Annotated in this window: 29 protein-coding genes; 28 read left to right on the top strand and 1 reads right to left on the bottom strand. The window is 52.2% G+C overall.

Going from position 1 to position 25,029, the window contains the following annotated elements; all coding sequences use genetic code 11:
* Both TY09_RS18755 and TY09_RS14600 read left to right on the top strand, forming a co-directional pair.
* Positions 1 to 199 (top strand): hypothetical protein (locus tag TY09_RS18755; protein ID WP_042435909.1); only part of this gene is annotated, 199 nt, incomplete at its 5' end.
* On the top strand, positions 196 to 2,196 hold the full coding sequence (locus TY09_RS14600; protein ID WP_042435912.1) for a DNA polymerase: 2,001 nt from the start codon (positions 196 to 198) through the stop codon (positions 2,194 to 2,196). The genes TY09_RS18755 and TY09_RS14600, both read left to right, overlap by 4 nt.
* On the opposite strand, the gene TY09_RS14605 is transcribed toward TY09_RS14600, so the two are convergent.
* Entirely contained in the window at positions 2,193 to 2,600 is a 408-nt protein-coding gene (locus tag TY09_RS14605) for a DUF3775 domain-containing protein (protein ID WP_042435915.1), read from the bottom strand. The two genes, TY09_RS14600 and TY09_RS14605, sit on opposite strands and share 4 nt — an antisense overlap.
* 82 nt (positions 2,601 to 2,682) lie before the next feature.
* Here TY09_RS14605 and TY09_RS14610 point away from each other — a divergent pair, with 82 nt between their 5' ends.
* The 26 genes from TY09_RS14610 to TY09_RS14735 all read left to right on the top strand — a co-directional run.
* Positions 2,683 to 5,217: a virulence-associated E family protein gene (locus tag TY09_RS14610; protein ID WP_074432645.1), complete on the top strand. Its 2,535-nt coding sequence runs from the start codon at positions 2,683 to 2,685 to the stop codon at positions 5,215 to 5,217.
* 243 nt (positions 5,218 to 5,460) lie between these two features.
* Positions 5,461 to 5,802, top strand: coding sequence for a PDDEXK family nuclease (locus TY09_RS18660; protein ID WP_042435918.1), 342 nt, complete (start codon positions 5,461 to 5,463; stop codon positions 5,800 to 5,802).
* Entirely contained in the window at positions 5,792 to 6,313 is a 522-nt protein-coding gene (locus TY09_RS17730; protein ID WP_052335688.1) for an HNH endonuclease signature motif containing protein, read from the top strand. The genes TY09_RS18660 and TY09_RS17730 overlap by 11 nt, the downstream gene beginning before the upstream one ends.
* Positions 6,314 to 6,438: 125 nt before the next feature.
* Entirely contained in the window at positions 6,439 to 7,692 is a 1,254-nt protein-coding gene (locus TY09_RS14625) for an SNF2-related protein (protein WP_411918692.1), read from the top strand.
* Positions 7,689 to 8,000, top strand: a complete 312-nt coding sequence (locus tag TY09_RS14630) for a hypothetical protein (protein ID WP_042435924.1) — start codon at positions 7,689 to 7,691, stop codon at positions 7,998 to 8,000. The genes TY09_RS14625 and TY09_RS14630 overlap by 4 nt, the downstream gene beginning before the upstream one ends.
* Before the next feature lie 3 nt (positions 8,001 to 8,003).
* The gene (locus TY09_RS14635) at positions 8,004 to 8,354 is read left to right on the top strand and encodes a hypothetical protein (protein ID WP_042435926.1); all 351 of its coding nucleotides are present in this window, start codon (positions 8,004 to 8,006) and stop codon (positions 8,352 to 8,354) included.
* A gap of 482 nt (positions 8,355 to 8,836) precedes the next feature.
* Complete coding sequence (locus TY09_RS14640; protein WP_042435928.1) at positions 8,837 to 9,265, top strand: terminase small subunit; 429 nt, start codon at positions 8,837 to 8,839, stop codon at positions 9,263 to 9,265.
* Positions 9,258 to 10,478, top strand: coding sequence for a PBSX family phage terminase large subunit (locus TY09_RS14645; RefSeq protein ID WP_052335691.1), 1,221 nt, complete (start codon positions 9,258 to 9,260; stop codon positions 10,476 to 10,478). The genes TY09_RS14640 and TY09_RS14645 overlap by 8 nt, the downstream gene beginning before the upstream one ends.
* A gap of 6 nt (positions 10,479 to 10,484) precedes the next feature.
* Complete coding sequence (locus TY09_RS14650; RefSeq protein WP_052335692.1) at positions 10,485 to 11,891, top strand: phage portal protein; 1,407 nt, start codon at positions 10,485 to 10,487, stop codon at positions 11,889 to 11,891.
* On the top strand, positions 11,878 to 13,443 hold the full coding sequence (locus TY09_RS14655; RefSeq protein WP_052335694.1) for a phage minor capsid protein: 1,566 nt from the start codon (positions 11,878 to 11,880) through the stop codon (positions 13,441 to 13,443). The genes TY09_RS14650 and TY09_RS14655 overlap by 14 nt, the downstream gene beginning before the upstream one ends.
* A complete protein-coding gene (locus TY09_RS14660) occupies positions 13,433 to 13,660 on the top strand; it encodes a hypothetical protein (protein ID WP_042435931.1) in 228 nt (75 codons plus the stop codon). The genes TY09_RS14655 and TY09_RS14660 overlap by 11 nt, the downstream gene beginning before the upstream one ends.
* Before the next feature lie 168 nt (positions 13,661 to 13,828).
* Complete coding sequence (locus tag TY09_RS17735) at positions 13,829 to 14,356, top strand: phage scaffolding protein (RefSeq protein WP_052335695.1); 528 nt, start codon at positions 13,829 to 13,831, stop codon at positions 14,354 to 14,356.
* Positions 14,357 to 14,359: 3 nt separating this feature from the next.
* Positions 14,360 to 15,541: a phage major capsid protein gene (locus TY09_RS14670; protein ID WP_042435934.1), complete on the top strand. Its 1,182-nt coding sequence runs from the start codon at positions 14,360 to 14,362 to the stop codon at positions 15,539 to 15,541.
* Positions 15,542 to 15,550: 9 nt separating this feature from the next.
* Positions 15,551 to 15,934 (top strand): head-tail connector protein, encoded by a 384-nt coding sequence (locus TY09_RS17740; protein WP_052335697.1) that lies wholly within the window; start codon positions 15,551 to 15,553, stop codon positions 15,932 to 15,934.
* On the top strand, positions 15,934 to 16,329 hold the full coding sequence (locus TY09_RS14680) for a hypothetical protein (protein WP_042435936.1): 396 nt from the start codon (positions 15,934 to 15,936) through the stop codon (positions 16,327 to 16,329). The genes TY09_RS17740 and TY09_RS14680 overlap by 1 nt, the downstream gene beginning before the upstream one ends.
* Positions 16,329 to 16,718 carry a hypothetical protein gene (locus tag TY09_RS14685; RefSeq protein ID WP_052335701.1) on the top strand — a complete coding sequence of 130 codons (390 nt, stop codon included), beginning with the start codon at positions 16,329 to 16,331 and terminating at the stop codon, positions 16,716 to 16,718. Before TY09_RS14680 ends, TY09_RS14685 begins: the two co-directional genes overlap by 1 nt.
* 1 nt (position 16,719) lies before the next feature.
* The gene (locus tag TY09_RS14690; RefSeq protein WP_042435942.1) at positions 16,720 to 16,902 is read left to right on the top strand and encodes a hypothetical protein; all 183 of its coding nucleotides are present in this window, start codon (positions 16,720 to 16,722) and stop codon (positions 16,900 to 16,902) included.
* Positions 16,902 to 17,330 carry a hypothetical protein gene (locus TY09_RS14695; RefSeq protein ID WP_042435945.1) on the top strand — a complete coding sequence of 143 codons (429 nt, stop codon included), beginning with the start codon at positions 16,902 to 16,904 and terminating at the stop codon, positions 17,328 to 17,330. Before TY09_RS14690 ends, TY09_RS14695 begins: the two co-directional genes overlap by 1 nt.
* A 6-nt stretch (positions 17,331 to 17,336) precedes the next feature.
* Entirely contained in the window at positions 17,337 to 17,834 is a 498-nt protein-coding gene (locus TY09_RS14700) for a phage tail tube protein (RefSeq protein WP_042435947.1), read from the top strand.
* Positions 17,834 to 18,271: a hypothetical protein gene (locus TY09_RS14705; protein ID WP_042435951.1), complete on the top strand. Its 438-nt coding sequence runs from the start codon at positions 17,834 to 17,836 to the stop codon at positions 18,269 to 18,271. Before TY09_RS14700 ends, TY09_RS14705 begins: the two co-directional genes overlap by 1 nt.
* Positions 18,268 to 18,834: a bacteriophage Gp15 family protein gene (locus TY09_RS14710; protein WP_042435954.1), complete on the top strand. Its 567-nt coding sequence runs from the start codon at positions 18,268 to 18,270 to the stop codon at positions 18,832 to 18,834. The genes TY09_RS14705 and TY09_RS14710 overlap by 4 nt, the downstream gene beginning before the upstream one ends.
* A 41-nt stretch (positions 18,835 to 18,875) precedes the next feature.
* Entirely contained in the window at positions 18,876 to 21,515 is a 2,640-nt protein-coding gene (locus TY09_RS14715) for a hypothetical protein (protein WP_147584702.1), read from the top strand.
* Positions 21,515 to 21,895, top strand: coding sequence for a hypothetical protein (locus TY09_RS14720; RefSeq protein ID WP_042435959.1), 381 nt, complete (start codon positions 21,515 to 21,517; stop codon positions 21,893 to 21,895). Before TY09_RS14715 ends, TY09_RS14720 begins: the two co-directional genes overlap by 1 nt.
* Before the next feature lie 12 nt (positions 21,896 to 21,907).
* Positions 21,908 to 23,638: a hypothetical protein gene (locus TY09_RS14725; RefSeq protein ID WP_042435962.1), complete on the top strand. Its 1,731-nt coding sequence runs from the start codon at positions 21,908 to 21,910 to the stop codon at positions 23,636 to 23,638.
* Positions 23,638 to 24,039: a hypothetical protein gene (locus TY09_RS14730; RefSeq protein WP_052335699.1), complete on the top strand. Its 402-nt coding sequence runs from the start codon at positions 23,638 to 23,640 to the stop codon at positions 24,037 to 24,039. Before TY09_RS14725 ends, TY09_RS14730 begins: the two co-directional genes overlap by 1 nt.
* A 1-nt stretch (position 24,040) precedes the next feature.
* Positions 24,041 to 25,029, top strand: a 989-nt coding sequence (locus tag TY09_RS14735) for a hypothetical protein (RefSeq protein ID WP_042435965.1), incomplete at its 3' end; no start/stop codon positions are given.

Here is a 25,029-nt window from a genome sequence, read left to right on the forward strand (position 1 = left end):
AACTGAATGGAACCGCCGTGAAAACAGGCCTCTGACGAACGGTGACAGAATTCGCGGCATGAGCAATACTGAACTCGCCGTAACGCTGATGTGCCCGAACGAAATGGGCCTGGCAGAAATTGAATGCAATCATTCTGATGATAGAAACTGCTGTAAATGTCTGCTAAATTGGCTGGATCAGCCGGAGGATACCCCATGATCCATCATCTGAACATAGACCTTGAGACTTTTTCTTCGGTCGACATCAAAAAAGCGGGCATGTACAAATACGTGCAATCCCCGGATTTTGAAATTTTGCTGTTCGGATATTCCCTCGACGGGGCACCGGTAGAGGTGATCGACCTCACGCACGGCATCGGCATTCCCGACGTCATCCGTCGTTTGCTGTTTGACCCGGCTTGCACCAAGCACGCGTTCAACGCCGCGTTTGAGTGGTACTGTTTGTCCAAGTATTACAATACGCCTGACCCCTGCGCATGGGCGCCTCAATGGCGAGACACACAGCTCCACGGCCTTTACTGCGGCTATACCGCTGGTCTGGGTGCTACGGGGGTCGCGCTGGGGCTGCCAGAGGACAAACGCAAGTTGGCAACCGGTAAGGCCCTGATAAAGCTGTTCTGTACCCCTACGACACCCACGGCTCGGAATGGCGGCAGGACCCGGACGCTTCCCCATCACGAACCAGAAAAATGGGAACTGTTCAAGGAATACAACCGGCAGGATGTCGTGACAGAACAGGAGATTCAGCGCCGTCTGTCGCCTTTCCCTGTACCGGATTTCGTGCAGCGCCAATGGGAAACCGATCTGCGAATCAACGCCCGCGGCGTTGCTGTTGACCTTGATTTGATCCATGGCGCGTTGGAATGCAGCGATGCAATTACAGACGTGCTCACACAAGAGGCCGTACAGCTGACGGGGCTTGACAATCCCAACAGTGTGCCGCAGCTATCCGGATGGCTGACCAAGGAGACTGGCTCCACAGTTACCGACCTACGCAAAGAAACGGTCAAAACAATGCTAGAAGGAGAAATCCCCAGCGATACCGCCCGGCGGGCGCTGGAAATCAGGCAGGAGCTCTCCAAAACCAGCGTAAAAAAATACACCGCCATGACAGAGGCGATGTGCGAAGATGGCCGGGTTCGAGGCATGCTCCAGTTTTATGGGGCAAATCGAAGTGGCCGATGGGCCGGCAGGCTCGTGCAAGTTCAAAACCTTCCAAGGACATACCTTCACGGCGATATGCTGGATTTGGCCCGTGAACTGGTTAAGGGGCGAAAGCTCGACCACCTGCAGCTGATTTATGGCAGTGTACCGGATACTCTTTCCCAGCTGATCCGCACGGCGCTGGTTCCGGCACCCGGGCATCAATTTGTGGACGCTGACTTCTCGGCTATTGAGGCTCGCGTGATCGCCTGGCTCGCCGGTGAGGACTGGGTGCTGGATGTGTTCCGCAGCCACGGCAAAATCTACGAAGCTACCGCAGCCAACATGTTCGGTGTGCCGATCGAAAAGATCGTCAAGGGTAACCCGGAATATGATCTACGCCAGAAAGGTAAAGTCGCCACGCTGGCGCTCGGGTATAACGGCGCCGCACCTGCACTTATTAACATGGGCGCCCTCAAGATGGGAATTCCTGAAGAGGATTTGCCCGATATCGTGCGCCGCTGGCGGGAAGCCAACAAGCGGATCGTTGCCCTTTGGTATGCCGTAGAAAATGCTGCGATCGGTGTCGTACAGACCGGCCGGCCGGCGGGTGTTCGGGGGCTGTTGTTCGCTCTCGAGGGCGACCACGCAACAGATCAGTACTTTTTGACTATTACATTGCCTTGCGGACGCAAGCTGTATTATGCCCGGCCCTCGCTCGGCACGAACCAATGGGGTAAGCCCTCTTTGCAGTATTGGGGTATGAACCAGACAACCAAGAAGTGGATGCCCATTGAAACCTACGGCGGCAAACTGACGGAGAACATCGTTCAGGCAATCGCCCGTGACTGCCTGGCAGAGAATATCGAACGTTTGGAGGCCGCCGGATTCCCGGTGGTATTTCATGTACATGACGAAGTGATTATCGACATTGAAAAGGAAAAGGCCGACCTCGACACTGTGTACAGCATCATGAGTCAGCCTATCGATTGGGCACCGGGTCTGCCGCTTAGCGCGGATGGGTGGTGCGGGGGGTATTATACAAAGGACTAAATGCCAATCGCCTTTTTTCCTTCCGTAAGATAATCACCAAGAGGCATTTTTTCACTCATTTGGTTTTCTTCGACCCTTTTATTCTCATTCCAACCGTTTGAATCTAAGTAATCTCGCATATCCGAAAACGGATCTTTCACGGGTATGTCCTCTTCAAAATCCCCTCTCCCGACGTACATGATTGTTTGTAAATCCTTTATAGCCTCATAGCTTAAATCATTCAGAAATGCGTCTAATTTTCTATCAGCAGCCTCGTAAACTTGGTACTCTGGAGTATTGTGAAATTGATCACTCATAATATCCACGACCCCCGATGGGCGATACTTTTTCAAATAATTCTGATACGCCTCCTGACGTTGATTCGCGAGTTGAATTACTTTGTCAATAGTCGTGATTGAAACCATATTGCCGCCCCCTAATTTATTATTTTTATTTCTTTTACTGTACACCATATTTTTCCATCTGTAAAGGAGTGACGTCGACAAAATGCTCCAAAATGACCGACAAATAACCATCAGCGCCGCCGGCAGCCGCAACGCCCTTAAGTGGCCAGCCCAAAGGCTCTACATATCAGAGCTATACGACAAACTTTCCGTACCAGTGCGCAGCACCGAAACACTGACCGCTTATCTGCGTATGACCAAGCCCCAGCAGGACAATTTGAAAGATGTCGGCGGCTTTGTGGGCGGTGTCGTCCATGGAGGTGGCCGGCGCAAAGGTAACGCCATCGACGGGCGCGATGTTCTTACCCTCGACCTTGACCACATCCCCGCAGGCGCTACTGACGATGTGCTGCGCCGCGTGGATGGCCTCGGCTGTGGGTACTGCATCTACTCCACTCGCAAGCATGCCCCGGAGGCACCCCGGCTTCGCATTATCCTGCCGCTGGATCGCACCTGCACCGCAGACGAGTACGAGCCGATCGCGCGCAAGGCTGCGCAGCTGATTGGTATTGAAATGTGTGACCCATCCACCTTTGAAGCTTCCCGGCTTATGTACTGGCCGTCCTGCTGCTCAGACAGTCAGTACATATACACTTTCGGGGACAAGCCTTTCCTATCTGCCGACGGCGTTCTGGGGCTTTATGCGCGGGCCGGGCAGGACTGGCACGACGTTACTGTCTGGCCGCAGGTTCCCGGTATCCAAGACCCGCACAAACGCCTTGCCGCGAAGCAGGGCGACCCCAACGAAAAGCATGGCGTAGTCGGTGCGTTCTGCCGGACGTACAACGTACTGGCCGCCATGGATAAGTTCCTGCCGGGCATTTATGAGCCCGTGGATAACAGCCCCGACCGGTACACCTTCACCGGCGGCAGCACGACCGGCGGCGCCATCGTGTATGATAATGGCAATTTCATCTTCTCTCACCACGCGACCGATCCGGCCGGCGGGAAGCTCTGTAACGCCTTTGATCTGGTCCGGTATCATCTGTTTGCTGACAAGGACGACGTCGCGCAGCCGGGCACCCCGACCAACCGGCTGCCATCATATACCGCCATGTGTGAATTGGCGGTAAAGGATAAGAGCGTTTCAGCTTTGCTGAATAAGGAACGCTATGAAGCGGCAACAAAGGATTTTGCGGGAACCGTATCCTTGGCTGAAAATGAAGCCGCAGACGTCAACTGGATGGAACTGTTACAGGTTAGCCCGCAATCGGGATTGCCTGCCAAATCCACCCGGAACGTTCGGATAATGCTCGAATGTGACCCTTTGCTAAAAGGCCGTATCAAGCTAAATACATTCACCAATCAACTGCTGGGAATTGCCCCCCTGCCATGGGGTATCCGTACAGATGCAGAGGGTGAATTCGAGTGGGGTGAAGCTGATGATGCAGGTATACGAGACTATACCCACGAGGTATTAAAATTTCGTTCTTCTGAGGTCGTTTCAGATGCCGTACTGCTAGTAGCACAGCGGAACACCTTTGACCCAGTATCCAACTATCTGCAAAGCCTGCAGTGGGATGGCGTGCCAAGAGTAGACAGCCTGTACATCGACTATTTCGGCGCAGAGGATTGTCCCTATACCCGCGCAGTGACACGCAAGGCGCTGGTTGCTGCCGTTGCCCGGGCAATTGTGCCGGGCACCAAGTTTGATACTATGACAGTTGTACAGGGTACACAGGGCATAGGTAAAACCACATTCTTTTCTCGGTTGGGCCGAGGTTGGTTCTCTAACAGTGTCGGTACTTTCGAGGGAAAAGAAGCTGCGGAACTTCTGCGCGGCGTATGGATTGTTGAAATAGGCGAACTAGAAGCCCTTAGCCGCTCCGACGTTAAACTCGTTAAGCAGTTTCTCAGTAAGACCGAGGACCAGTACCGGGCAGCCTATGCCCGCAGAACGGAAAAGCACCCCAGGCATTGCGTGTTTTTCGGTACGACCAATAATCAAGAATATCTGCGGGACCCTACCGGAAACCGTCGTTTCTGGCCCGTTGATACCGGCGTTCATAGCCCTACTAAGAACGTATTCAAGGATTTAACCCCTGAAACCGTCAATCAGATATGGGCCGAATCTGTTGTACGTTGGCAGCTTGGCGAACCATTAATTCTATCAACGGAACTGGAAGCCGAAGCCGACTTACGCCGTGAAATTCATATGGAAAGGGACCCTTTACGGGGACAGATAGAAGCGTTCTTGGAAAAGCCTGTGCCAGAAGATTGGTTATCATGGGACGGTACCCGGAGAAATATGTACTGGAATTCCGGGGTGCGCAACGACATGACCCTAGTCCCCCGAGACCGCGTTTGCGCTTTGGAGATATGGCGGGAATGCCTCGGGGAGGTTAGAACAATGCCCAAGGCGGACGCCCACCGAATCAATGAGATTTTAGGGGCTTTGCCCGGATGGGAACGAGTTAGCACAATGCGATTTGGGTCAAATTACGGTACTCAAAAAGGGTTTAAATATATCGGAGAAGAATTAAAACTTGTAAACCATGATGTAAACCAAGTGCCCCAAATTTGTAAACTTGTAAACCATTGCCAAGAAATGGGTGTAAACCAAGTAAACCAAAATTAATAGCATGGTTTACAAGATGGTTTACACCGAAAACCGCAGTACAAAGCCATTATTTCTATTTGTAAACTATGTAAACCATCTTTATCTATATAAATAAAAAATAAAGAAATATAAAGTATATATACCTCTATACCTCTATAATTTTAGGTTATTACGCATGTGTGCATGTGTGCATGTGTGCATGTGTGCATGCGTGCGCGTTAGAGATAGAGACTGGGTATATAGACAGAGTAGGAGGACGTTTTGAGAGAATCAGCGATAGAAGCGTATCTTCGTGACCGGGTGAAAGAACTGGGCGGCAAGGCATACAAATTCGTTTCACCGGGTAACACAGGGGTGCCAGACAGAATGGTTTGTTTACCGGGCGGACGAGTTGTTTTCGTCGAGCTGAAAGCCCCCGGAGAAAAGCCGACGAAGTTACAGCGCAACCGACACCGAGAGTTAAGAGGTTTTGGCCAAATCGTTTTCGGCTGCGTCGATAGCAAGGCTGATGTTGACCTGATGCTTCGGATTATGAACGCCGACGTTACCCCTGCGGAGACGGCAAAAGCTATTGAGGAATTGGAGATGAGGGATGTTGAGTAGATTTAGAGCCGTTTTAGGTTACGAAGGCAAATATGTGGTTGATGATTGTGGAAACGTGTGGTCATTATCAGGTAAATTGCCCCACAAACTGAAACCACAGCTATCGACTGGAGGATATTTGAAAGTCATGTTGTACCATGAAAAGATAAGAAGATGGGCATATATACACAGGCTTGTGGCTGAAGCTTTTCTACCGAAACCAGATAATTACGACGTAGTAAATCACATCGATGCCAACCCTCAGAATTGTGCGGTAGAGAATCTTGAGTGGGTTAACCAGGCAAAAAATATCGAGCATTCTCGAAAATTAGGTAACCAAAATAAAGATATACCCGTGCAGATTATCTCTCCTACAGGCGAAGTTTTCAAATTTGGAAACATGCGAGAGGCATCACAAAAGCTTTTCGGTGGGCCTCTGATACTGCGTGGACAATACCGACGAAAAGGACGAAAATTCAAATATCATAACTTTACAATCGAGGTGATGCCAAATGAAGTTCGTGCCGCATAATTACCAAGCTTACTGCATTAATCGAATCGTGGACATGCCCACATTTCCGGGCCCGGGTTTGGGGATGTTTCTCGGTATGGGCCTCGGTTAGCAAAACTGTCATTACTCTAACCGCAATAAATGAGTTGAAATACCACCGATTTGCCGTTCGCAAAGTTTTGGTAATTGCCCCAAAGAAGGTTGCCGAAGCTACTTGGGGTAAAGAAGCGACTAAATGGGATCATTTACAACTGTTACGAGTCATTCCGGTTCTGGGCAGCTTGAAACAGCGAATCCGGGCATTGAACACTCCCGCAGACGTATATGTCATAAACCGGGAAAATGTACAGTGGCTAGTGGACTATTATCGCAATGACTGGCCATTCGATCTGACTGTGATCGACGAAAGCAGCAGTTTCAAGAACCATCAGGCCAAGCGTTTCAAATCCCTCTGCTGGGTGAGGAAAAAGATTTCTCGGCTGGTGGAGTTGACTGGCACCCCGGCCCCGAATGGACTGATTGACCTGTGGGCGCAGGTGTACTTATTGGACGGCGGCGAGCGTCTGGGCAAAACCATCGGCGGGTTTCGACAGCGGTATTTCGATCCGGACCAGCGCAACGCGCAGCAGGTGTTTTCGTACAAGCCGAAGGACGGCGCCGATGATACTATCCAAGGCAAAATCAGCGATATTTGCATCAGCATGAGCGCGGAGGATTATCTGGACTTACCGGAGTGCGTTTCCATCGACGTGCCGGTGGTACTGGACAGCAAAGCCCAGGCGGCCTACAAGAAGTTGGAAAAGGACATGCTGCTGGAGATCGACGAGGAAGAGATCACAGCCACTACCGCGGCGGCACTGGGAACAAAACTGCTGCAACTGGGCAACGGCGCTGTGTATGGAGAAAACCGACAGGTGATAGAAATTCACCAGTGCAAAATTGAAGCCTTTCTCGAACTGGTAGAGGCTTTACAAGGGCAACCGGCACTTGTGTTTTACAACTTCCAGCATGACCGGGATCGGCTTCTGGCAGCACTCAAAAAGTCTGGTTTACGGGTTCGGGTTTATAAGGACGCCCAAGACGAAACCGATTGGAATAATCACGAGATCGATATCCTTCTGGCACATCCGGCCAGCACCGCCTACGGGTTAAACCTGCAGGACGGCGGTAATCGCATCATTTGGTTCGGGCTGAATTGGAGCCTGGAACTGTACCAACAGGCCAACAAACGTCTGCATCGTCAGGGCCAGAAGGAAAGGGTTTTCATCCACAATTTGATTGTGCAGGGTAGTATGGACGAAGACGTCATGGACGCCTTGCAAGGCAAGAGCACCACACAGGAAAGCCTGTTAAAGGCCCTTCGAGTAAGGATCGAGAAAGCAAAGGAGGAATCCGCATGAAAGCCCATATCCCACCCCGGCAGCAAATCTCCAATCTGTCGCTGAAAGCCATTGACGAATATATCCAGCAAGAAAGCCACAACATGAGCCGCCGGCTGTTTAAGCTGGTTGCCGTTGCCCTGAATGAGCTGTACGGTTTCGGAGCCAAACGAAATCTCAAGCTTTCCCAACGAGTCGGGAATCTCATCATTGAGCACCAGGATGACGAAATCTTTTGGCAGCATGTTGATCAATTCTGCGACCAAATGAAGCTGGGCTATGAGCACGAGGATTATGAGCGGATGGAAAAGCGGAGGAAAAGGAGGTAGCGAATGACACGCGAAGAGCTTGAAAAATATCATGATATTGCAGTTCGATTAAAATTATTGACGTCCACAATCGTTACAGATACGGTTGCCGGTTCATCGGATGAGTATCCGTTTACGTGCCACCCGATATCAATCCACGGCCTCCGTAAAGACGATAAAACACTTAGGGAGATAAAACTACTTACTCAGCAAAAAAGCGAGATCGACAATTTCATAGACGGTTTGGAGGATGTCAGGGCCAAAACTCTGTTAGATATGCATTATCGTAAAGACTGGAGTTGGTGTAAAGTTGCGCATGAAACGGGCAAGAGCATGAATGCAAACAAAAAATATTTAAAAAGATTTTTTGTTTGACCCCTTTTGTCCCCTTGCGACCCTTTATAATAAAAAGTAGGAAACTATAAAGCGCATACAAGGTTCATCCCAACCTCCTTTCTGAGATTGCCCCGTGGTAATACACTGCGGGGCAGATATGCCGCGGTAGACTGCAAGACAGCAAAGGGTAATAACCTTTCTGCGGCACCAGCATAGCTACAGCAAGCAGCCCAACTGGCCACGGGCAATGCAAAAAGCTACTCAAAATAAGGCTGATAAATAAGGGGCTTATTGGCAAGGTGCAGACAGCAACCGCAATGTCTATGCCAACAGCGGCGACTGCCGGGAAAGACCGGCAAACCTAATATCCCAGGGCGACCCATTCCGGGCCGTCCTTTTTATTTGGAGGTGAGCAGCAGTGAAGTGCATCAATTGCCCATGGAACGATTACCGCAAGGCAGGTGTGCCGTACTGCATGCTGCCAAGGTGTTTATATCAGGTAGAGCGAGGTGAGAAACAGGATGGCAAGGCCACTGAAATACAAAACAGTTCAGGAACTGCAAGAGGCGATTGACGATTATTTCAAAGCTTGCGAGGGAAAGCCACTGCAGGATGATAACGGAGAGTTGATTTATGATAAGCACGGCCAGCCTGTTATCATCGGACAGAAGCCTCCTACTGTTACCGGATTAGCATTGGCACTTGGATTCACAACCCGACAATCGCTTTTGAATTATCAGGCAAAGAAGCAGTTTGTAGACACGATTACGCGCGCGAAGTCTCGCTGCGAGGATTACGCCGAGTCTCGGTTGTTTGATCGTGATGGTGCTATGGGCGCAAAGTTCAGCTTATCGAACAACTTCAAGGGGTGGAGTGAGAAATCGCAAAGCGAGGACGATGCAGCCGGACAGCTTGAAAATCTCCTGAAGGGGCTGAAAGCGGATGAATAAAATCTACACACCGAAGCAGCTTTCCCTGCTCCGTCTCTGGCAACGCGACAAGCTCCGGCGGATTAATCTGTTGGAAGGCTCCGTCCGTTCCGGAAAGACCTGGATCAGCCTTGTTCTGTGGGCCTTCTGGGTAGCCACAATGCCCAAGGACGGCAATTATCTAATGGTAGCGAAGACACTTACATCGCTGCGCCGCAACTGCCTTGACCTGCTGCAGGAGCTTGTTGGTACAAAGCATTTCACCTATTCACTCTCGAAAAAAGAGGGGTGCTTGTTTGGCCGGCTGATTTACCTCGAGGGCGTGAACGATGCCAGGGCCGAAAGTAAGATTCGCGGCATGACGCTACAAGGCGCGTACTGTGATGAGCTGACGCTTTTTACCGAGGATTTTTTCAGCATGTTGCTGTCCCGCCTCTCCTGCCCTGGTGCGAAGCTGATCGCAACAACCAACCCGGACAGCCCCATGCACTGGCTGAAAGCCAAGTACATGGACCGTGCCGACAAGCTCGATATGCTGTCGATGTCCTTCCTGATCGACGACAATACCTTCCTCGACCCGGAGTATATCGCAAGCCTTAAAAACGAGTATCAAAGTACCGTTTATTACGACCGCTTCATCCGTGGGCTCTGGGTCGTCGCCGAGGGCCGCGTCTACCCCATGTTTACCGACAACCCAGACCGCTTCATTCTGCGTGGTACTACCGCCGGAATGGACGGTCAGTTTTATGTCAGCATCGACTACGGCACCGTGAATCCAACGGCCATGCAGCTGTGGTGCGTGCGCGGCAAAGAGGCCGTAATGCTCCACGAATCCTATTTTGATAGCCGCAAAGAGGGCCATCAGAAGACCGACGAAGAGCATTATGCCGCTTTGGAGGAGCTGACCCAGGGGTATTACATCCGTCGGGTGATCGTGGACCCGTCCGCTGCATCGTTCATTGAAACAATCCGCCGCCACCGCCGCTTTGCCGTTTGGGAGGCAGATAACGCTGTGCTGGATGGCATTCGTGTTACTGCAACTTTACTCAATGCCGGTATGCTTAAAGTACACGAATCCTGCAAGGACACCATTCGCGAATTTGGTCTGTACCGCTGGGACGAGAAAAAGAACAGCGACACAGTACTGAAAGAAAATGACCATGCGATGGATGCCCTGCGATATTTCTGCTATACCGTTCTGGCCCGCGAATTTCGCTGGGCTGACTGGAGGTGATAAGACTTGTTTGAAAAACTCTTGAAATGGCTGCGCTCCATGCTGTCACAGACATTTAACCAGGGCGACAATGCGGACATTATAATCTCTGACAAAATGAGCGCCGCAATTGCACTGTGGGCGAGAATGTACGAGGAAGGCGGCCCCTGGTGTGGGAAGGATATTCACAGTCTGCGCCTGCCGGCGGCAATCGCTTCCGAATTTGCACGGCTGGTAACGCTGGAGATGCAGGTTTCTCTTTCCGGCGGCGCCCGGGCAACGTTTCTGCAGCAGCAGCTCACCCCGTTTCTCAGCTCTATCCGGCAACATACGGAACTGGCCTGTGCACTGGGTGGTGCAGTATTCAAGCCTTATGTGACGCAGCAGGGGCTTTGCATTGATATGGTACAGGGTGATGCTTTCTTCCCCACCACGTTCGACACCAGTAATCGTATGATCGGCGCTATCTTCGTGCAGCAAATCAAGCGTAAATGCGTGATCTATACCCGCGCAGAGCATCACGAGTACAGTGCCGGAACCCACACCATCACAAACAAAGCATTTGCAAGTCGCAGCAGTTTCTCCTTGGGCTCCCCAATTGAGCTTGCAAGCGTGCCAGAGTGGGCCGATCTGGAACCGGAGGCCAGCATATCCAATGTAGACCGCCCTCTATTCGCCTATTTCCGCGTTCCACAGGCCAACCGGCAAGACCGACATTCCCCTCTGGGCGTGTCCGTCTACGCCGAGGCCGTGGACACCATCCGCGATGCTGATGAGCAATATGGGAAATATCTGTGGGAGTTCGACGGCGGTCAGCTGGCCGTGGATGTCGCTGAGGATCTGTTGGAACATAAAGCAGACGGCAAAATCACGGTACCAAAATTGCAAAAACGGCTGTACCGGCGCCGAAACGTGCCAAGTAAAGACCAAAATTTCTACCAGATATTTGCCCCTCAACTCCGCGACGCCAGTTACCGCGCTGGCCTGAACACAATCCTGCAGCGCATTGAGTTTCAGTGCGGGCTTGCATATGGTACGCTTTCCGACCCACAGGACGTCGCCAAAACAGCCACGGAGATTACGGCCAGCCGCCAGCGCAGCTACTCCACCGTGCATGATCTGCAAAAGGTGCTCCAGAGCGCCATAGACGATCTACTGTATGCAATGGATAAACTCGCTACGCTATACAATATCGCTCCGCAGGGGACGTACACGGCAGCTTATGACTGGGATGACAGCGTGGTAAATGACCCTATGCAGCGCAAGCAAATGTTCTGGCAATATGTTACCTCCGGTAAATTCCCGTTCTGGCGCTATTTGGTGGAATTCGAGGGGTACAGCGAGGACGATGCCAAAGCGATTGCAAAGGAACAGCAGACCGATCTCGGCAATCCATACGGCTTCAGGGCGGTGATGCCTGATGCTCCCGCCTGATTATTTTGACTATGCCGCAGACGATCTACTGGAGCTTTACAGCAAACTGGATGAAACCATCACCCGAGATGTTGTGCGGCGCCTGGTAAAGACCGGCGGCGTTTCTGCTACCGCTGATTGGCAAATACAGAGATTGCAGGAATCCGGCGTATTGCTTGATGATATTATCCGCCGGGTATCGCAGCTGACCGATGCCAGCGATCAGCAAGTAAAAGCCTTGTTTGAGGATGCCGGAGTTCAGGCCGTGGAAATTGACCGGGGCATCTATCAGGCCGCCGGTCTCTCCCCTCCGCCCCTGCGCCAGTCCTTAGGCGCTATGCAGATCCTTCAGGCCGGGATGCAGAAAACCGCCGGGCACTTAAAAAACCTCTCTATGACCACCGCCGTGGTGACCCAGCAATCATACATCAACGCCGTCACGCTTACCGAAATGCAGGTGGAAAGCGGCGCTTTTGATTATGTGACTGCCATCCGAAACGCCGTACGCACTGCGGCAGAATCCGGAGCCGAGGTGCTTTACCCTACCGGGCACCGTGATAAGCTGGATGTGGCAATTCGCAGAGCGACGCTGACCGGCGTGAGCCAGACGGCGGCGCAGATATCCGAACGGTATGCTGATGATATGGGCTGCGACCTGGTGGAAACCACAGCCCACCCCGGAGCCCGACCGGAACATCAGGTATGGCAAGGAAAGGTCTTTAGCCGCAGCGGCGGCCGTGGCAAGTATCCCGATTTGGTTGCTTCAACCGGATACGGCACCGGCGAGGGTCTTTGTGGATGGAACTGCCGGCATAGCTTCTTTCCGTTCTTCGAGGGTCTTTCTTCTAGTGCTTATCCCCGTGATACGCTGCAGGAGTACGAAAATCAGGCCGTGCAGTACAACGGCGAACCCATCAAGTATTACGATGCCACCCAGATGCAACGAGCCATGGAGCGCCAGATCAGGGCCACCAAGCGCGAGCTTGCCGGATATGATGCCGGAATGAAAGCTACTGATAACGAAGCGCTGCGCAACGCCCTGAACGAGCAGTTTCAGGCCGCATCGGTAAAATTGTCCCGCCAGAAGTCACAGATGGACGATTTTCTCGGGCAGACCGGTATGCTCCGGCAAGGCGAGCGTGAGCAAGTGCTCGGATTTAGTCGCAGCCAGGCGCAGAAAGCGGTGTGGGCCAATAAAAAAGCCGTTGATAAATATTCCGGATACCGGTATAATAAAGATGGAAGTATTGCTGTTACGGATGACTGGACAGAAAAAGCCCATCCAAAAATCACGCCGGAATATAAACCCTATGCGGTAATTGACACTCTTTCCCGCGGGGGCAAGCAGGTCGACCGTACCATTTATGATTCAGCCGGGAAAATGGTGAAGCAAATTCACGGCAGCAACCACGGTCACCCGAAGCAACATCCATTTGGTACTCACGGAGAGCATGTACATGATTATGCTTGGCACGATGGAGCCGATAAGCCGGATCGGACAACACGAGAAGTGACCGAAGAGGAACAAATTCAGCACAAAAACATATTGGGAGGTGAGAGCAATGACAGCTGATGCATTTAAAAAAATGATGGCGTGCAATGAGCCGGATTTTTCCTATAACGGGCAAGATTACTCCATTTGCTGGCCGGACGGAAAATACTACGTCACTGCCTCCGACAATCCCGGAGATATTGATCTGGTGTTCCATTCGCTGGACGACTTGCTTGACCGCTGGATCATTCAAGGAAAGCCATTGCGGCAGATTCTACCTGATATTCAATTCGATTAAACCACCATCATTTCAAATGACGGTGGTTTTCTTATTCTCAATAATCTTAGCGCCTGTAATTGCTACAGGTGCTATTTTTATACCCAAATCGGCCTACCATGCCGGCCTATATCTGCATGGCAGCAGGTGAAAGCAACCACCTAAAACGCTTAGCTGTACGGAGGAAGTATGAAAACAGAAGAATTAACCGCGCTCGGCTTGACAGATGATCAGGCGGCGAAAGTTTTTGAAATGCACGGAAAAGAACTCACCAAGCTGCAGAACACTGTTTCCGCTCTGACCACGGAGCGTGACGGGCTCAAAACGCAGCTCGGAGAGGCCAACGGCAAGCTGGCCGGGTATGACCCCGACTGGAAAACCAAAGCTGACGCGGCGGCGGTGGACGCTCAAAAGAAGCTCGACGCGCTGAAATTCGATTATGCGCTCAACGATGCTTTGAAAGCCGCGAAGGTGCGCGACACCGTATCGGTCAAGGCACACCTCAAAACCGACGCAATGAAGCTGGACGGTGAATCTATTCTCGGGCTCAAAGAACAGCTTGAAACGCTCAAAACCGAAAAGGGCTTTCTTTTCGAAAGTGATGAAAAGCCGCCCATATTTTCCAAACCTACCCCCGGCCCGCAAACCGGTACGCTTACCAACAATGAAAAGGCGAACGCCGCCCTGCGCGAAGCGTTCGGACGAAAAGGAGATTAAAATATGCCTATTGATAGACAGGCCGCAGAGGCCCTTATTCAGGAACAGATCGTTTCTACCATTTTTCAGGACGTCCCGAAGAATTCAGCGGTGCTTGCGCTGATGCGAAAGCTCCCGAACATGACCAGCAAGCAGACCCGGATTCCCGTGCTGGATATGCTCCCCATGGCCTACTGGGTCAACGGTGATACCGGCTATAAGCAAACCTCGCAGCAGGCGTGGGATAATGTTTATCTGACTGCGGCCGAACTGGCCGTCATCGTCCCGATCCCGGAGGCGGTACTCGACGATGCTTCCTATGACATCATGGGTGAGGTTACGCCGCGCGTGAACGAAGCGATGGGGCAGAAGGTCGACCAGGCAATCGCATTCGGCATCGGCCGCCCCAGCGAATGGCAGTCCGACATTATTACTCTTGCCAGACAGGCTGGTAACAACGTTGCGGCAGCAGGCGGCATCACCTACGACAACATTATGGGGGCCGACGGTTTGATCGCGAAGGTGGAAGAGTCCGGGTACATGGTAAACGGGATTCTCTCCTCGCTGAGAACCCGGGCGGCACTGCGCGGACTGAAAGATACCACCGGACGTCCGCTTTTTGTCAGTGACATGAAGGGTTCCACGCCTTACGCGCTGGATGGGACTCCGATCACCTTTGAACAGAACGGCGCGTTTGATATGTCCACCGCGCAAATGATTGCCGGTGCGTGGAATCAGGCTGTATACGCGATGCGTCAGGACGTGACCGTAAAAATCCTGACAGAAGCCACCATCATTGATCCGGCAACAAAGCAAATTGTGTACGCTCTGGCCCAGCAGGATATGATTGCCCTGCGTGTCGTGATGCGCCTCGGGTGGGCGCTGCCAAATCCGGTTACCCGTCTGAACGGCGATCGCGCAAATGTACCGTTTGCATACTTGGAACCCACTACCCCGGCAACCGATTACGCTGTAACCTTCACGGTAATGGACAACGCTGAAACCCCTGCTGCCATTTCCGGCGCGCGTATTGACGTCAACGGTGCGAAGAAGCTGACCGATGCTGACGGTACCGCAGTATTCAATCTGCGCCCCGGCACCTACCCGGCCACCATCAAAAAGGCAGGATATGTGACGCAAACTGCTACTGTGACGGTTGCCAGCGCGGCAATTGCGCAGCCGATCACTCTGCCGATCGTGCAGTAAGGAGCAGCTATGATCTACGCAGACTTTGAGTATTACCGTGATGTATACCACGGGTCTGCAATCGATGAGGACGCTTTTCCGACTCTTGCCCGGGAAGCGTCCCTCTTTATCGATCAGCTGACCTACAATCGGCTCAATCAAGGCCGGGCGGTGACGGATGCCGTGAAGATGGCGACATGTGCAGTGGCAGAATGCATCCAAGAATACAAAGATGCGCGAAAGGCTGCGAGAACAGCCGCCGGCGTCAAAAATGAAACCGTCGGGAGCTGGAGCGTTGCTTATCAGGACCCTGGCATCATCCGCGAAGCGCTCGATTCTGCACTGTCTGACGCCGCGGCACCTTATCTGATTTATACTGGCCTGATGGATCGGTCAGCTGGGGGGCGCTGCTGATGAATTGGCCGCACGTCATAACAATCTACAACTACACCAAGGCCGGATACAATCGTACCGTCTTGCGTGGCGTGCTCTGGGAGGATACCAAAGCAAAAAACGTTAACAAGACTGGCTCGGCTGCCGTGGACAGCGTGCGGGTATTTATCCCGTTCAATGTTGATTCCGGTGGCGCAGTATATAAGCTGCCCACAGACTATCAGACAGCACCTGCCGGTGCGTGGACGATGCAAACCAAGGCTAAGGATTTTATGGTCAAGGGTGAATGCGCTTTTGTACCAGCCCCCAGTGGTTCCATTGCTGAGCTGACACAGAATTACGATGCTTTGACCATCACAAGCGTGGCCACATTTGACTACGGCGGACTGACGCACTGGGAAGTGGGTGGGAAATGATGGACGGTCCAGAGATTAAAACCCCGCGCGGGGAAATCATTGTCACCAAGGCTGGAAACGCACGGCTTGTCTGGAGTAGTAGCTTTAAAAACAAATGGCCGGGGCAGTATTCTCACGCTCAGCAGTACGTTGACAGTGAGGTACTGCGCCTCTCCACCCCACTTATCCCCATACGGTCTAGCATGCTGATTAAGTCTGGCCAGCTTGGTACTGTGGTCGGTAGCGGCCATGTCCGATGGATTGCCCCTTATGCTCGAAATCAGTATTACAACACTGCCAATTCCCGGCCGTATGACCCCCGCCGTGGCGCATATTGGTTCGAGCGCATGAAGTCCGTTCATAGCACGCAGATTATAAACGGTGCAAAAAAGATTGCAGGAGGAAAGTAAAATGAACATCGGAATAGTTAGTAAAGACCCTATGGATTATGTAAAAGTAGCTTTGGCCTTGGAAACATTGGCTTACCACAACAAAAACTATTTGTGCCATGATTTGGCTGCAAACGGGTGCAAATTCAGCGAAGAAATTCAAGGGCTGCTAAAGGAAGCTGTTAAAACTTCCGGTGACAAATAATGTCGATAGTTGAATCTTTACAGGCTTTTATCTCCACCTGTCCCACTCTCAATGCTTTCTCTGATTTGCACGTGGATGGATTAGAGCCCGGCGCAGTCAATTATAGCATCGACACCCTGCCGGGCGCCCGAATCCTCACGCAAGACCTCGCCGGGAACAAAACCCGTGAATTTCCTTTTGCGCTGACTTCCCGTGTGACTGCTGTGGACGATGCAACTCGTATCGCCAACAGCGGATTTTACGAAGATTTTGCCGATTGGCTTGAGGAGCAGACAGACAACGATACTCTGCCTGACCTCGGAACAAAAACAACAGTAGAATCCATTGAAGCGACTTCATGGGGCTGTCTTTACCAGCGCGACGAGAACGACCAGACCGCGATTTATCAGATCATTTGCAAAATGACATATACCGATTGGAAAGGATGATTATACATGGCAGGAAAAATCAAGCGGTCGCTGTTTGCGATCTTTATGAATACCACCCCTACTGAAACGGCAACCTATGCTCGCATGGGTCAGGGCATCACCAGCCACAAGGTGGATTACAACCCTGAAACCTCAGATGAAACCTATGTCAGCGAGGACAGCGGCACGACCGACGTTGAAAGCTACAAGCCCACGATTGCCACTCAGCAGACCGCAATTCAGGGCGACGAAGTTTTCGACTTCGTGGACAGCCTGCGCCAGAGCCGTGCGGTTCTGGATGCGGCTCGGACTGATATTGTGATGGTTAATCTGTATGGCACAGAAGCCAGCGGAGCGTATCCCGCCGAGAAAAACACCGTATCCATCCAGATTGACGACTTCGGCGGCGATGGTGGTAAGTCTGTAGAGATCAACTACACCGTTAATATGGTGGGCGATCCGATCAAAGGCACATTCAACCCGTCGACCAAAACCTTTACTGCAGGAACTGGGGGCGGTGAATAATGCAAAGTTTACACATCAACACCGGCGAAATCCGACTATGTGTCAACGACGATCCTGGACGGGTAATCGCCTTTAACCCCACCGATATTTCTTTCGCTGAACGCTTCTATGGCCTGCTGAGCGAATTCGAGGAAAAAGAAAAGGAATACCAGCGGAAAGTTGAAGCCTTGCAGAAGAATACCGAGACCGACAATCTTGGAATCCCTAAAAACTTCGGCCCCGCTCTCGTTCTGCTGCGTGAAACTTGTGGATTCCTCCGCGAAAAGATTGACGATGTGTTCGGCGCCGGTACCAGTCAGGCCGCTTTTGGCGATGCAAATACACTTGATATGTTTGAGCAGTTTTTCGAGGGCATTACGCCATTTGTGCAGAAAGCGCGGGAAAAGCAGGTTAGCAAATACACCACACCTACCTCTTATAGGAATGTGCTGAAATGAACGTCCTGATTGATGGACTGCCGACCGCTGCGGAAATCGACGGTGTGGAATATGAGCTGAACACCGATTACCGCATCGGCCTACAGATCATGACTGCTTTCGAGGACCCAGATTTGACCGGATTTGAAAAGCAAGCCGTTATGCTGCAACTGCTCTACCCTGTTGTTCCACCGGATGCCCGCCGTGCTTCTGAACTGGCCGTAAAGTTTCTAAACTGCGGACAAGAGGCAAAGCTGATTGACGATGAGCCGGACACTACCCGGTATTACAGCTGGTCGCAGGACGCGCGGTACATTATGGCGGCAATCGAGCAGACGTATCACATCGACCTTTCCACGTCAAATCTGCACTGGTGGCGATTTAGCTATATGTTTTTGGACTTGCAAGAAGACTGTTTTTTCAGCCGCCTGATCTACCTGCGGAAGCAGAAAGCCAAAGGCAAGCTTACGAAAGAGGAAAAAGAATGGTATTACTCCATGCGAGAAGTCGTTGACCTGCCCGAGATTTACACCTCGGAAGAACAGGCAGCAATCAATAAATTTATGGCGCAGCTCGGGCAGTGATGCCCGGGCTGTTTTATTTGCATAAAGGCAGGTGATACGCTTTGGCAATGGGCTACGACGGCAGTATTAATATTGACACCAAGATCGACAGCTCTGGTTTTAATCAGGGCGTCAAGGGACTCAGTGGGAAACTGGATGGAATTACCTCATCCCTCAAAAAGCTGGCCGCGGCTGCTGGCATCGCTTTTGGCGTCGCTGCGGTGGTTAACTTCGGCAAAGCTTCGGTCAGCGCCGCAACTGAGCTCTCTAACGCCATGATGGGGTTGCAGAGCATCATGGAGGGCCAAGGGCGCAGTTTTCAGGCGGCGCAGGATTTTATCAACAAATACACGTCTGACGGCCTTATTCCGGCGACGAATGCCATCACCGCATACAAAAACCTTGCTTCGCGCGGCTACACCGACCCACAGATTCAAGACACCCTCCAAGCACTGAAAGATTCTGCTGCGTTCGGCAGGCAGGCCAGCTATTCCCTCGGCGATGCGGTAACGTCCGCAACTGAAGGCTTAAAGAATGAAAATTCTATCCTGGTTGATAACGCTGGCGTCACAAAGAACGTAGCGAAAATGTGGGAGGATTACGCCAAGAGCATCGGCGTATCCACACAAGACCTCACCAAGCAGCAGAAAATTCAGGCTGAGTACAATGGCATCATGGAGGAAACTCGCTTCCAGACCGGTGACGCCGCCAAGCTGGCCGGTACATACTCCGGTCAGGTTTTGCAGCTTGGATATAACTTCAACAATCTGAAAGTTGCGGTCGGTAACGCTATACTTCCGATAGCGTCTGCAGTGCTTCCGAGCCTGAACGCCATCATCACAGCCCTGACCCGCGTCGCGAATCTCTTCGCACAGGTCACGACGGCTCTGTTTGGCCGTCAGGCTACTCAGCAGCAGGCGGTCGCCAACACAGCTACCAATATCGCTACGTCCTCGAATGATGCTGCAAAGGCGCAGAATAGGCTTGCCGACGCAACGAAAAAGGCCGGGAAAGCAGCGGACGGCTCACTCGCCAGTTTTGACGAACTGAACGTTTTACAGCAGGACACCTCAGCCGGAAGCTCGTCGGCAGACACTTCCACTCCAGATGTTTCCGGCGGCGCAGCGATAGATTCCATCGGTGGGCAAGAGATCGGTGCGGGTGTAACGGTCAGCCCAGCGGTTCAGGCAGCGGCCGACGAGCTAAAGCGCACCCTTTCGCCTCTGCAAGCTATTGACTTTACCAACCTTAAAAAGGCGTTTAGTGGACTTGCTGATGCTGTAAAGCCTCTCGGGAAAACACTGTTTTCCGGGCTGGAATGGGCGTACACAAACATATTCGTACCACTTGCAAAATGGACCATTGAGGATGCGCTTCCCGCTTTTCTTGGCGTGCTGGCCGGTGCGATGGAAGTACTTAGCTCTGTAATTGAATCTCTTAAGCCTCTTGCCCTCTGGCTATTCGATAACTTTTTGAAGCCTCTGGCTGCATGGACCGGCGGCGTTATCGTCAGCGTATTGACCAATATAAAAGATGCGCTGTACGGCGTGTCGGATTGGATCAGTAAAAACCAAGGGCTTGTGCAGGGCATGACCGTGACGGTAGGTTTGTTTTTTGCGGCGTGGAAAATTGTTGATCTCTTAGCGTTTATTACGAACGCTGGTGGCGTAGTCGGGATTCTTATGAAAATGAAAGATGCGCTTTGGGCGGTCACCGGTGCAAAAGTCGTGGCCCAGAAAGAAACGCTTTATCTTGCAGGCCTGTACGCGAAGGATTTTTTGGTCAGTCTTGTGAACACCACAGCAGCTCTCGTAAAACAGGCTGCGCAGTGGGTTATCACTACTGCTGCCACCGCCGCACAGACAGTGGCCACATGGGCACAAAACGCCGCCACGGTCGCCGTTACGGCGGCAACATGGCTCTTTAATGCCGCTATGGCTGTGCTTACCTCCCCTATTACTCTCGTTGTGGCGGCCATCGCCGCCCTTATCGCTATCGTATACCTGCTGATTACCCACTGGGATCAGGTCAAAGCTGCCGGTGCTGCAGCGTGGGACTGGATCCAGAAAGCATGGGCCTCTGCCGGGGCGTGGATGAACACCAATGTAGTGCAGCCTATCAGCAAGTTTTTTGCGGGCTTGTGGACAGGAATATCCACTGCGGCGGGCAATGCGTGGAAGTCGATTTCAGGCATATGGCAAACCGTTTCAGACTGGTTTACAAAGCATGTGATTGATCCCATTGAAAAAGGCTTCAAAGGTACTATCAATAACATGATCGGTATGGTGGAGGGTTTTGTGAACAGCTTTATCGGCGGTGTCAACAAGATCATCGAAGCATTGAATTCTATCCATATTGATGTACCTAAAAACATCCCAAAAATCGGAGGTATCAAGTTTGGCTTTGATATTCCCACGCTGGGAAAGGTGTCCATCCCCCGGCTTGCAACCGGCGCTGTCATTCCCCCGCGCGCGGAATTTGCAGCGATCCTTGGTGACCAGCGCAGCGGAACAAACATTGAAGCACCAGCAGATCTGATTCGCAGCATTGTGGCAAGTGAGATCGACAAGCTCAACATTCAGCCGCAGGTCAATGTGATTGCTTCAGGTGATAACGCAGGATTTATTCGCTGGATGAAATTTGAGATTGAGCAGGAAAACCGCCGGGTTGGTCCTGCGTTTGCAGTAGGAGGTGGTCGCTGATGCTCATCATCGACGGAGCGAAATTTGATATCCCGATTGTCAGCCTAAAGCGCACCGCCGAATTTTTGGATAAGTACGCCAAGCGCACCGAGGACGGAAACCTGCAGCGCAAGCTGATAGGAGTTTATTTTAACTACCAGCTGAAGCTAGCCCGCAGCACCAAGATTGGCAAAGCAGAGTATCAAAAACTGTGGGATAAACTGACAGAGCCGGTAGAGTTTCATACGGTAGTCGTACCAGACGAATCCGGGAGCTACACCTTCACGGCCTACTTTGCAAATGTCGGCGACGAGCTGCTTACGCAGCAGGCCGGGGAAAACTACTGGAAAAATCTCACGGTGAACTTTACGGCAAAGGCCCCGGCGCGGAAGCCGGTTTAAGGAAGTGATCGCTTGGAATATACCGAAATTACACTGGATTTGATCGACGTCACCGCCAAGGATGACAGCACGCCGGTGGCAACAGATATTCAGCCGTTTGCGGATACCACACAGCTCAAGCACGACGATCTGTCTGTTCCGGACTATGCAACGCTGGAAGAGGGTTTCTTTCTTCTGGATGGTAGCAAAACGTTATTCCCTGACGCTCCCGCGGGTATGGATTTCGGGTATTGGAGTCAGAGCATGTCCGGCGCGGATTGCTCTTTTGAAAACCCGCCGACATTGGAAATCTCTTTCGCGGAGCAGCATACCAGCGCAGGACTGACACTGCACTTTTTGCCAGACTATCCGGCACTGGTGAATATTCAATGGCTCACGCTCGGCGGTGTGCTTATCATCAGCAAGGACTTTTCCCCGAATGCCCTGAATTACTTCTGCGACTGTGCGGTTGAGAATTTCGGTAAGCTGGTCATTACATTTAAAGGTACCACGAAACCATATCGGTACATCAAGCTGCGTGTAATTGATTACGGAACCTTCCTGACCTATGCAGACACCGACGTGGTGGAAGCCAAAATCACCGAAGAGGTTGACCTAATTTCAAACACCTTGTCTATCAACATGGCGAACTTCACGCTGCACAGCGCGGCGGATGATTTCAATTTGATGAATCCACAGGGAGTGTTTAAGCTGTTCCAGCAGGGCCAAAAAGTGCACATCCGGCATTTTCTCGACACCGGTCCGGTGCAGATGGGTACCTTCCGGCTGGCTACCTGGCAAAGCGCCGATGCTTCGACCGGACAGTTTACGGCCAATGCCAGCGTGGGCGAACTGGATAAGACCGATTTTAAAATTGGCCGGGTCTACGTGAATGAACCGGCCGGGAATATCGTCGACGCGATCATGGCGTCGGCTGGCTGGACGGATTACGAAGTTGAGGACACAATCCGCAGCACTCCCCTCTCTGGTTGGCTGGCGATCAGCTCACATCGAACCGCTCTGCAACAGGTCGCATTCGCAGCCGGTGCTATTGTAGACGACAGTCGGGGCAGCACCATCCGCATTTACTCACAGCCGCCCACCTACAACCATCTGATACCGCGCTCCCGGAAGTTTTCCGGCGGGTCCGTCAAGCTGCTGTCCTATATTTCGGACGTGTCGCTGACGGCGCACAGCTACGCGCTGAAAGCCGACGCAGAGCAGATATTTCAAGGTGCGCTCGCGGCCGGATCGCATGAAATCCAGTTTGATTCGGCGTGTGCGGAGCTGAGCATCACCGGCGGCACGATCGTCGAGCGATACGCCAATTATGCGGTTGTGTCCGTGGATACTGACAGCGAAGTCATCATCACGGGGCGCAAGTACGAAGACCATCCTGTAACTTATCTGCTCGCTGCCGAAAAGCTCCCGGCCGGCGCCACGCGGAACACGATCAAATTCGAAAGCGCCACACTGGTCTCCAGCACGAATGCCGCTACCCTCGCGCAGCGCATCTACGAGTATTACCAGCTCCGCTATCAGACCAGCGCGCCCATCATCCTCGATCAGGAACGCGCCGGTGAAAAGGTTGCTCTGCAGCACACCGACGGGACTGGGTACACGATGGACACCATTGAAAAGATGGATATTGATCTGACCGGCGGCTTTGTTGCCAGCGCAACACTGATCGGCAACGGCATTGATATCGTGCAAGCGTATTACACCGGCGAGATTTACGCCGGGCAGGACATGGGGGTGCTGTGATGGCTTGGATTGATCCGGTTTACGACCGGATGCAGAGCGACATCGACGACCAAACACCCAATGGACATTACAATGCCGACGACCTGAATCGCATCGAGCAAGATTGTGAATATCTGGCGGGTCTCTTTGGCGTGTCCGTGCAAACCCGCGCATGGAGTCGCACAGACTTTCCGACGCCGGGTGAATTTGAAAGAATCCTTGCGAACCTGAACACCCTGCGCGCTGCTTATTTTGTGTATCAGACAACGCCCGCAACGCCGCAGAATCCCGTGAATGAATATCACAAAGCAAACGATATTGAACAAATCCTGCGCGATCTGTACACACTCTATGAAGATAACAAGCGGGCAATTATGTACGCCGGTGAACCCTTCGCCGGGCAAATGATTGGAGTGATTTAATTTGGCCTATCAGAAAAAGGTCTGGAAGAACCGAATGTCCGAATTCCCGAACCGTAGACGCCTGGAGCCGACGGGAATTGAAAATACTTATGACGTGGTGCGTGCGGAAGGCAACGTCACCGAAACAGGTGATCCTTTTGCTGAAGACAGCATGAATGATCTGGAAGAAAGAATTGCCGCTGGACTTGCGGAAGGATCTATCTCCACCGCCCTCCACACCCGCACCGGCACGGTCAACAATCTGGCCGTAGACCCGGGCGCAAAAAACCTCACATTTTTAGCCACGGCTGACCTTGCCGACGGCGACTTGTGGACGGTCAACGGCCAGCCCGTGACGGCGGTGCTCCAAAACGGAGAACCGCTGCCCGGGGAGTTGTTTAAGGCGGGCTGCTGGGTGACGGGGGTGTATTGGGACGGGACACGGCTGGGTTTTAGATCGGGGGTCAGCTCCACCCCCTCTATCTTTGGCAATGGGAGCGACGGCGATGCTGTTATCAGCGGTACAGTAACATTGCCCGTGCCGGTACCGCATCAGTCAATAATCGAAAAGCATTATAAATCGCTGTACATTAACGCTGGGGCTATCCTTAGAGCCGCTGCACACAACGCCGGTCTGATTATTCGGGTGCAGGGTGACTGCATTATCCACGGCACGATTGATCAGTCAGGGCTTGCACCCAAGACCAATCCGCAGAATACCTACCCGTATCCTGCACAGTTGATCTGTGGGGATGGTGGCAATGGCGGTAATGCTCTTGATAAAAACGGAAATTTGACCATATTAGGCGGCTTAGGGATGCTAAAGCGCCCATATGGTGGAGGGTATAGTGCTGGCGCTGCCGGTGGCAGAAGCGACTATGCCAATGGATATGCAGGGGGGGACAGTACGAGCATTACTGTCGCAGTTACGAGCATATTCAACGGATACACAGATAAAGTTGGTACTTACGGCGGTGGTGGGCCGGGAAATTCCGCAGAAGGCAGAAGCGG

It is taken from the genome of Faecalispora jeddahensis (genome assembly GCF_000577335.1).
GTDB lineage: Bacteria > Bacillota > Clostridia > Oscillospirales > Acutalibacteraceae > Faecalispora > Faecalispora jeddahensis.

Coding starts and splice junctions, on each gene's coding strand:
- TY09_RS14600 (WP_042435912.1), top strand. CDS start 196: ATGATCCATCATCTGAACATAGACCTTGAGACTTTTTCTTCGGTCGAC.
- TY09_RS14605 (WP_042435915.1), bottom strand. CDS start 2,600: ATGGTTTCAATCACGACTATTGACAAAGTAATTCAACTCGCGAATCAA.
- TY09_RS14610 (WP_074432645.1), top strand. CDS start 2,683: ATGCTCCAAAATGACCGACAAATAACCATCAGCGCCGCCGGCAGCCGC.
- TY09_RS17730 (WP_052335688.1), top strand. CDS start 5,792: ATGTTGAGTAGATTTAGAGCCGTTTTAGGTTACGAAGGCAAATATGTG.
- TY09_RS14630 (WP_042435924.1), top strand. CDS start 7,689: ATGAAAGCCCATATCCCACCCCGGCAGCAAATCTCCAATCTGTCGCTG.
- TY09_RS14635 (WP_042435926.1), top strand. CDS start 8,004: ATGACACGCGAAGAGCTTGAAAAATATCATGATATTGCAGTTCGATTA.
- TY09_RS14640 (WP_042435928.1), top strand. CDS start 8,837: ATGGCAAGGCCACTGAAATACAAAACAGTTCAGGAACTGCAAGAGGCG.
- TY09_RS14645 (WP_052335691.1), top strand. CDS start 9,258: ATGAATAAAATCTACACACCGAAGCAGCTTTCCCTGCTCCGTCTCTGG.
- TY09_RS14655 (WP_052335694.1), top strand. CDS start 11,878: ATGCTCCCGCCTGATTATTTTGACTATGCCGCAGACGATCTACTGGAG.
- TY09_RS14660 (WP_042435931.1), top strand. CDS start 13,433: ATGACAGCTGATGCATTTAAAAAAATGATGGCGTGCAATGAGCCGGAT.
- TY09_RS17735 (WP_052335695.1), top strand. CDS start 13,829: ATGAAAACAGAAGAATTAACCGCGCTCGGCTTGACAGATGATCAGGCG.
- TY09_RS14670 (WP_042435934.1), top strand. CDS start 14,360: ATGCCTATTGATAGACAGGCCGCAGAGGCCCTTATTCAGGAACAGATC.
- TY09_RS17740 (WP_052335697.1), top strand. CDS start 15,551: ATGATCTACGCAGACTTTGAGTATTACCGTGATGTATACCACGGGTCT.
- TY09_RS14680 (WP_042435936.1), top strand. CDS start 15,934: ATGAATTGGCCGCACGTCATAACAATCTACAACTACACCAAGGCCGGA.
- TY09_RS14685 (WP_052335701.1), top strand. CDS start 16,329: ATGGACGGTCCAGAGATTAAAACCCCGCGCGGGGAAATCATTGTCACC.
- TY09_RS14690 (WP_042435942.1), top strand. CDS start 16,720: ATGAACATCGGAATAGTTAGTAAAGACCCTATGGATTATGTAAAAGTA.
- TY09_RS14695 (WP_042435945.1), top strand. CDS start 16,902: ATGTCGATAGTTGAATCTTTACAGGCTTTTATCTCCACCTGTCCCACT.
- TY09_RS14700 (WP_042435947.1), top strand. CDS start 17,337: ATGGCAGGAAAAATCAAGCGGTCGCTGTTTGCGATCTTTATGAATACC.
- TY09_RS14705 (WP_042435951.1), top strand. CDS start 17,834: ATGCAAAGTTTACACATCAACACCGGCGAAATCCGACTATGTGTCAAC.
- TY09_RS14710 (WP_042435954.1), top strand. CDS start 18,268: ATGAACGTCCTGATTGATGGACTGCCGACCGCTGCGGAAATCGACGGT.
- TY09_RS14720 (WP_042435959.1), top strand. CDS start 21,515: ATGCTCATCATCGACGGAGCGAAATTTGATATCCCGATTGTCAGCCTA.
- TY09_RS14730 (WP_052335699.1), top strand. CDS start 23,638: ATGGCTTGGATTGATCCGGTTTACGACCGGATGCAGAGCGACATCGAC.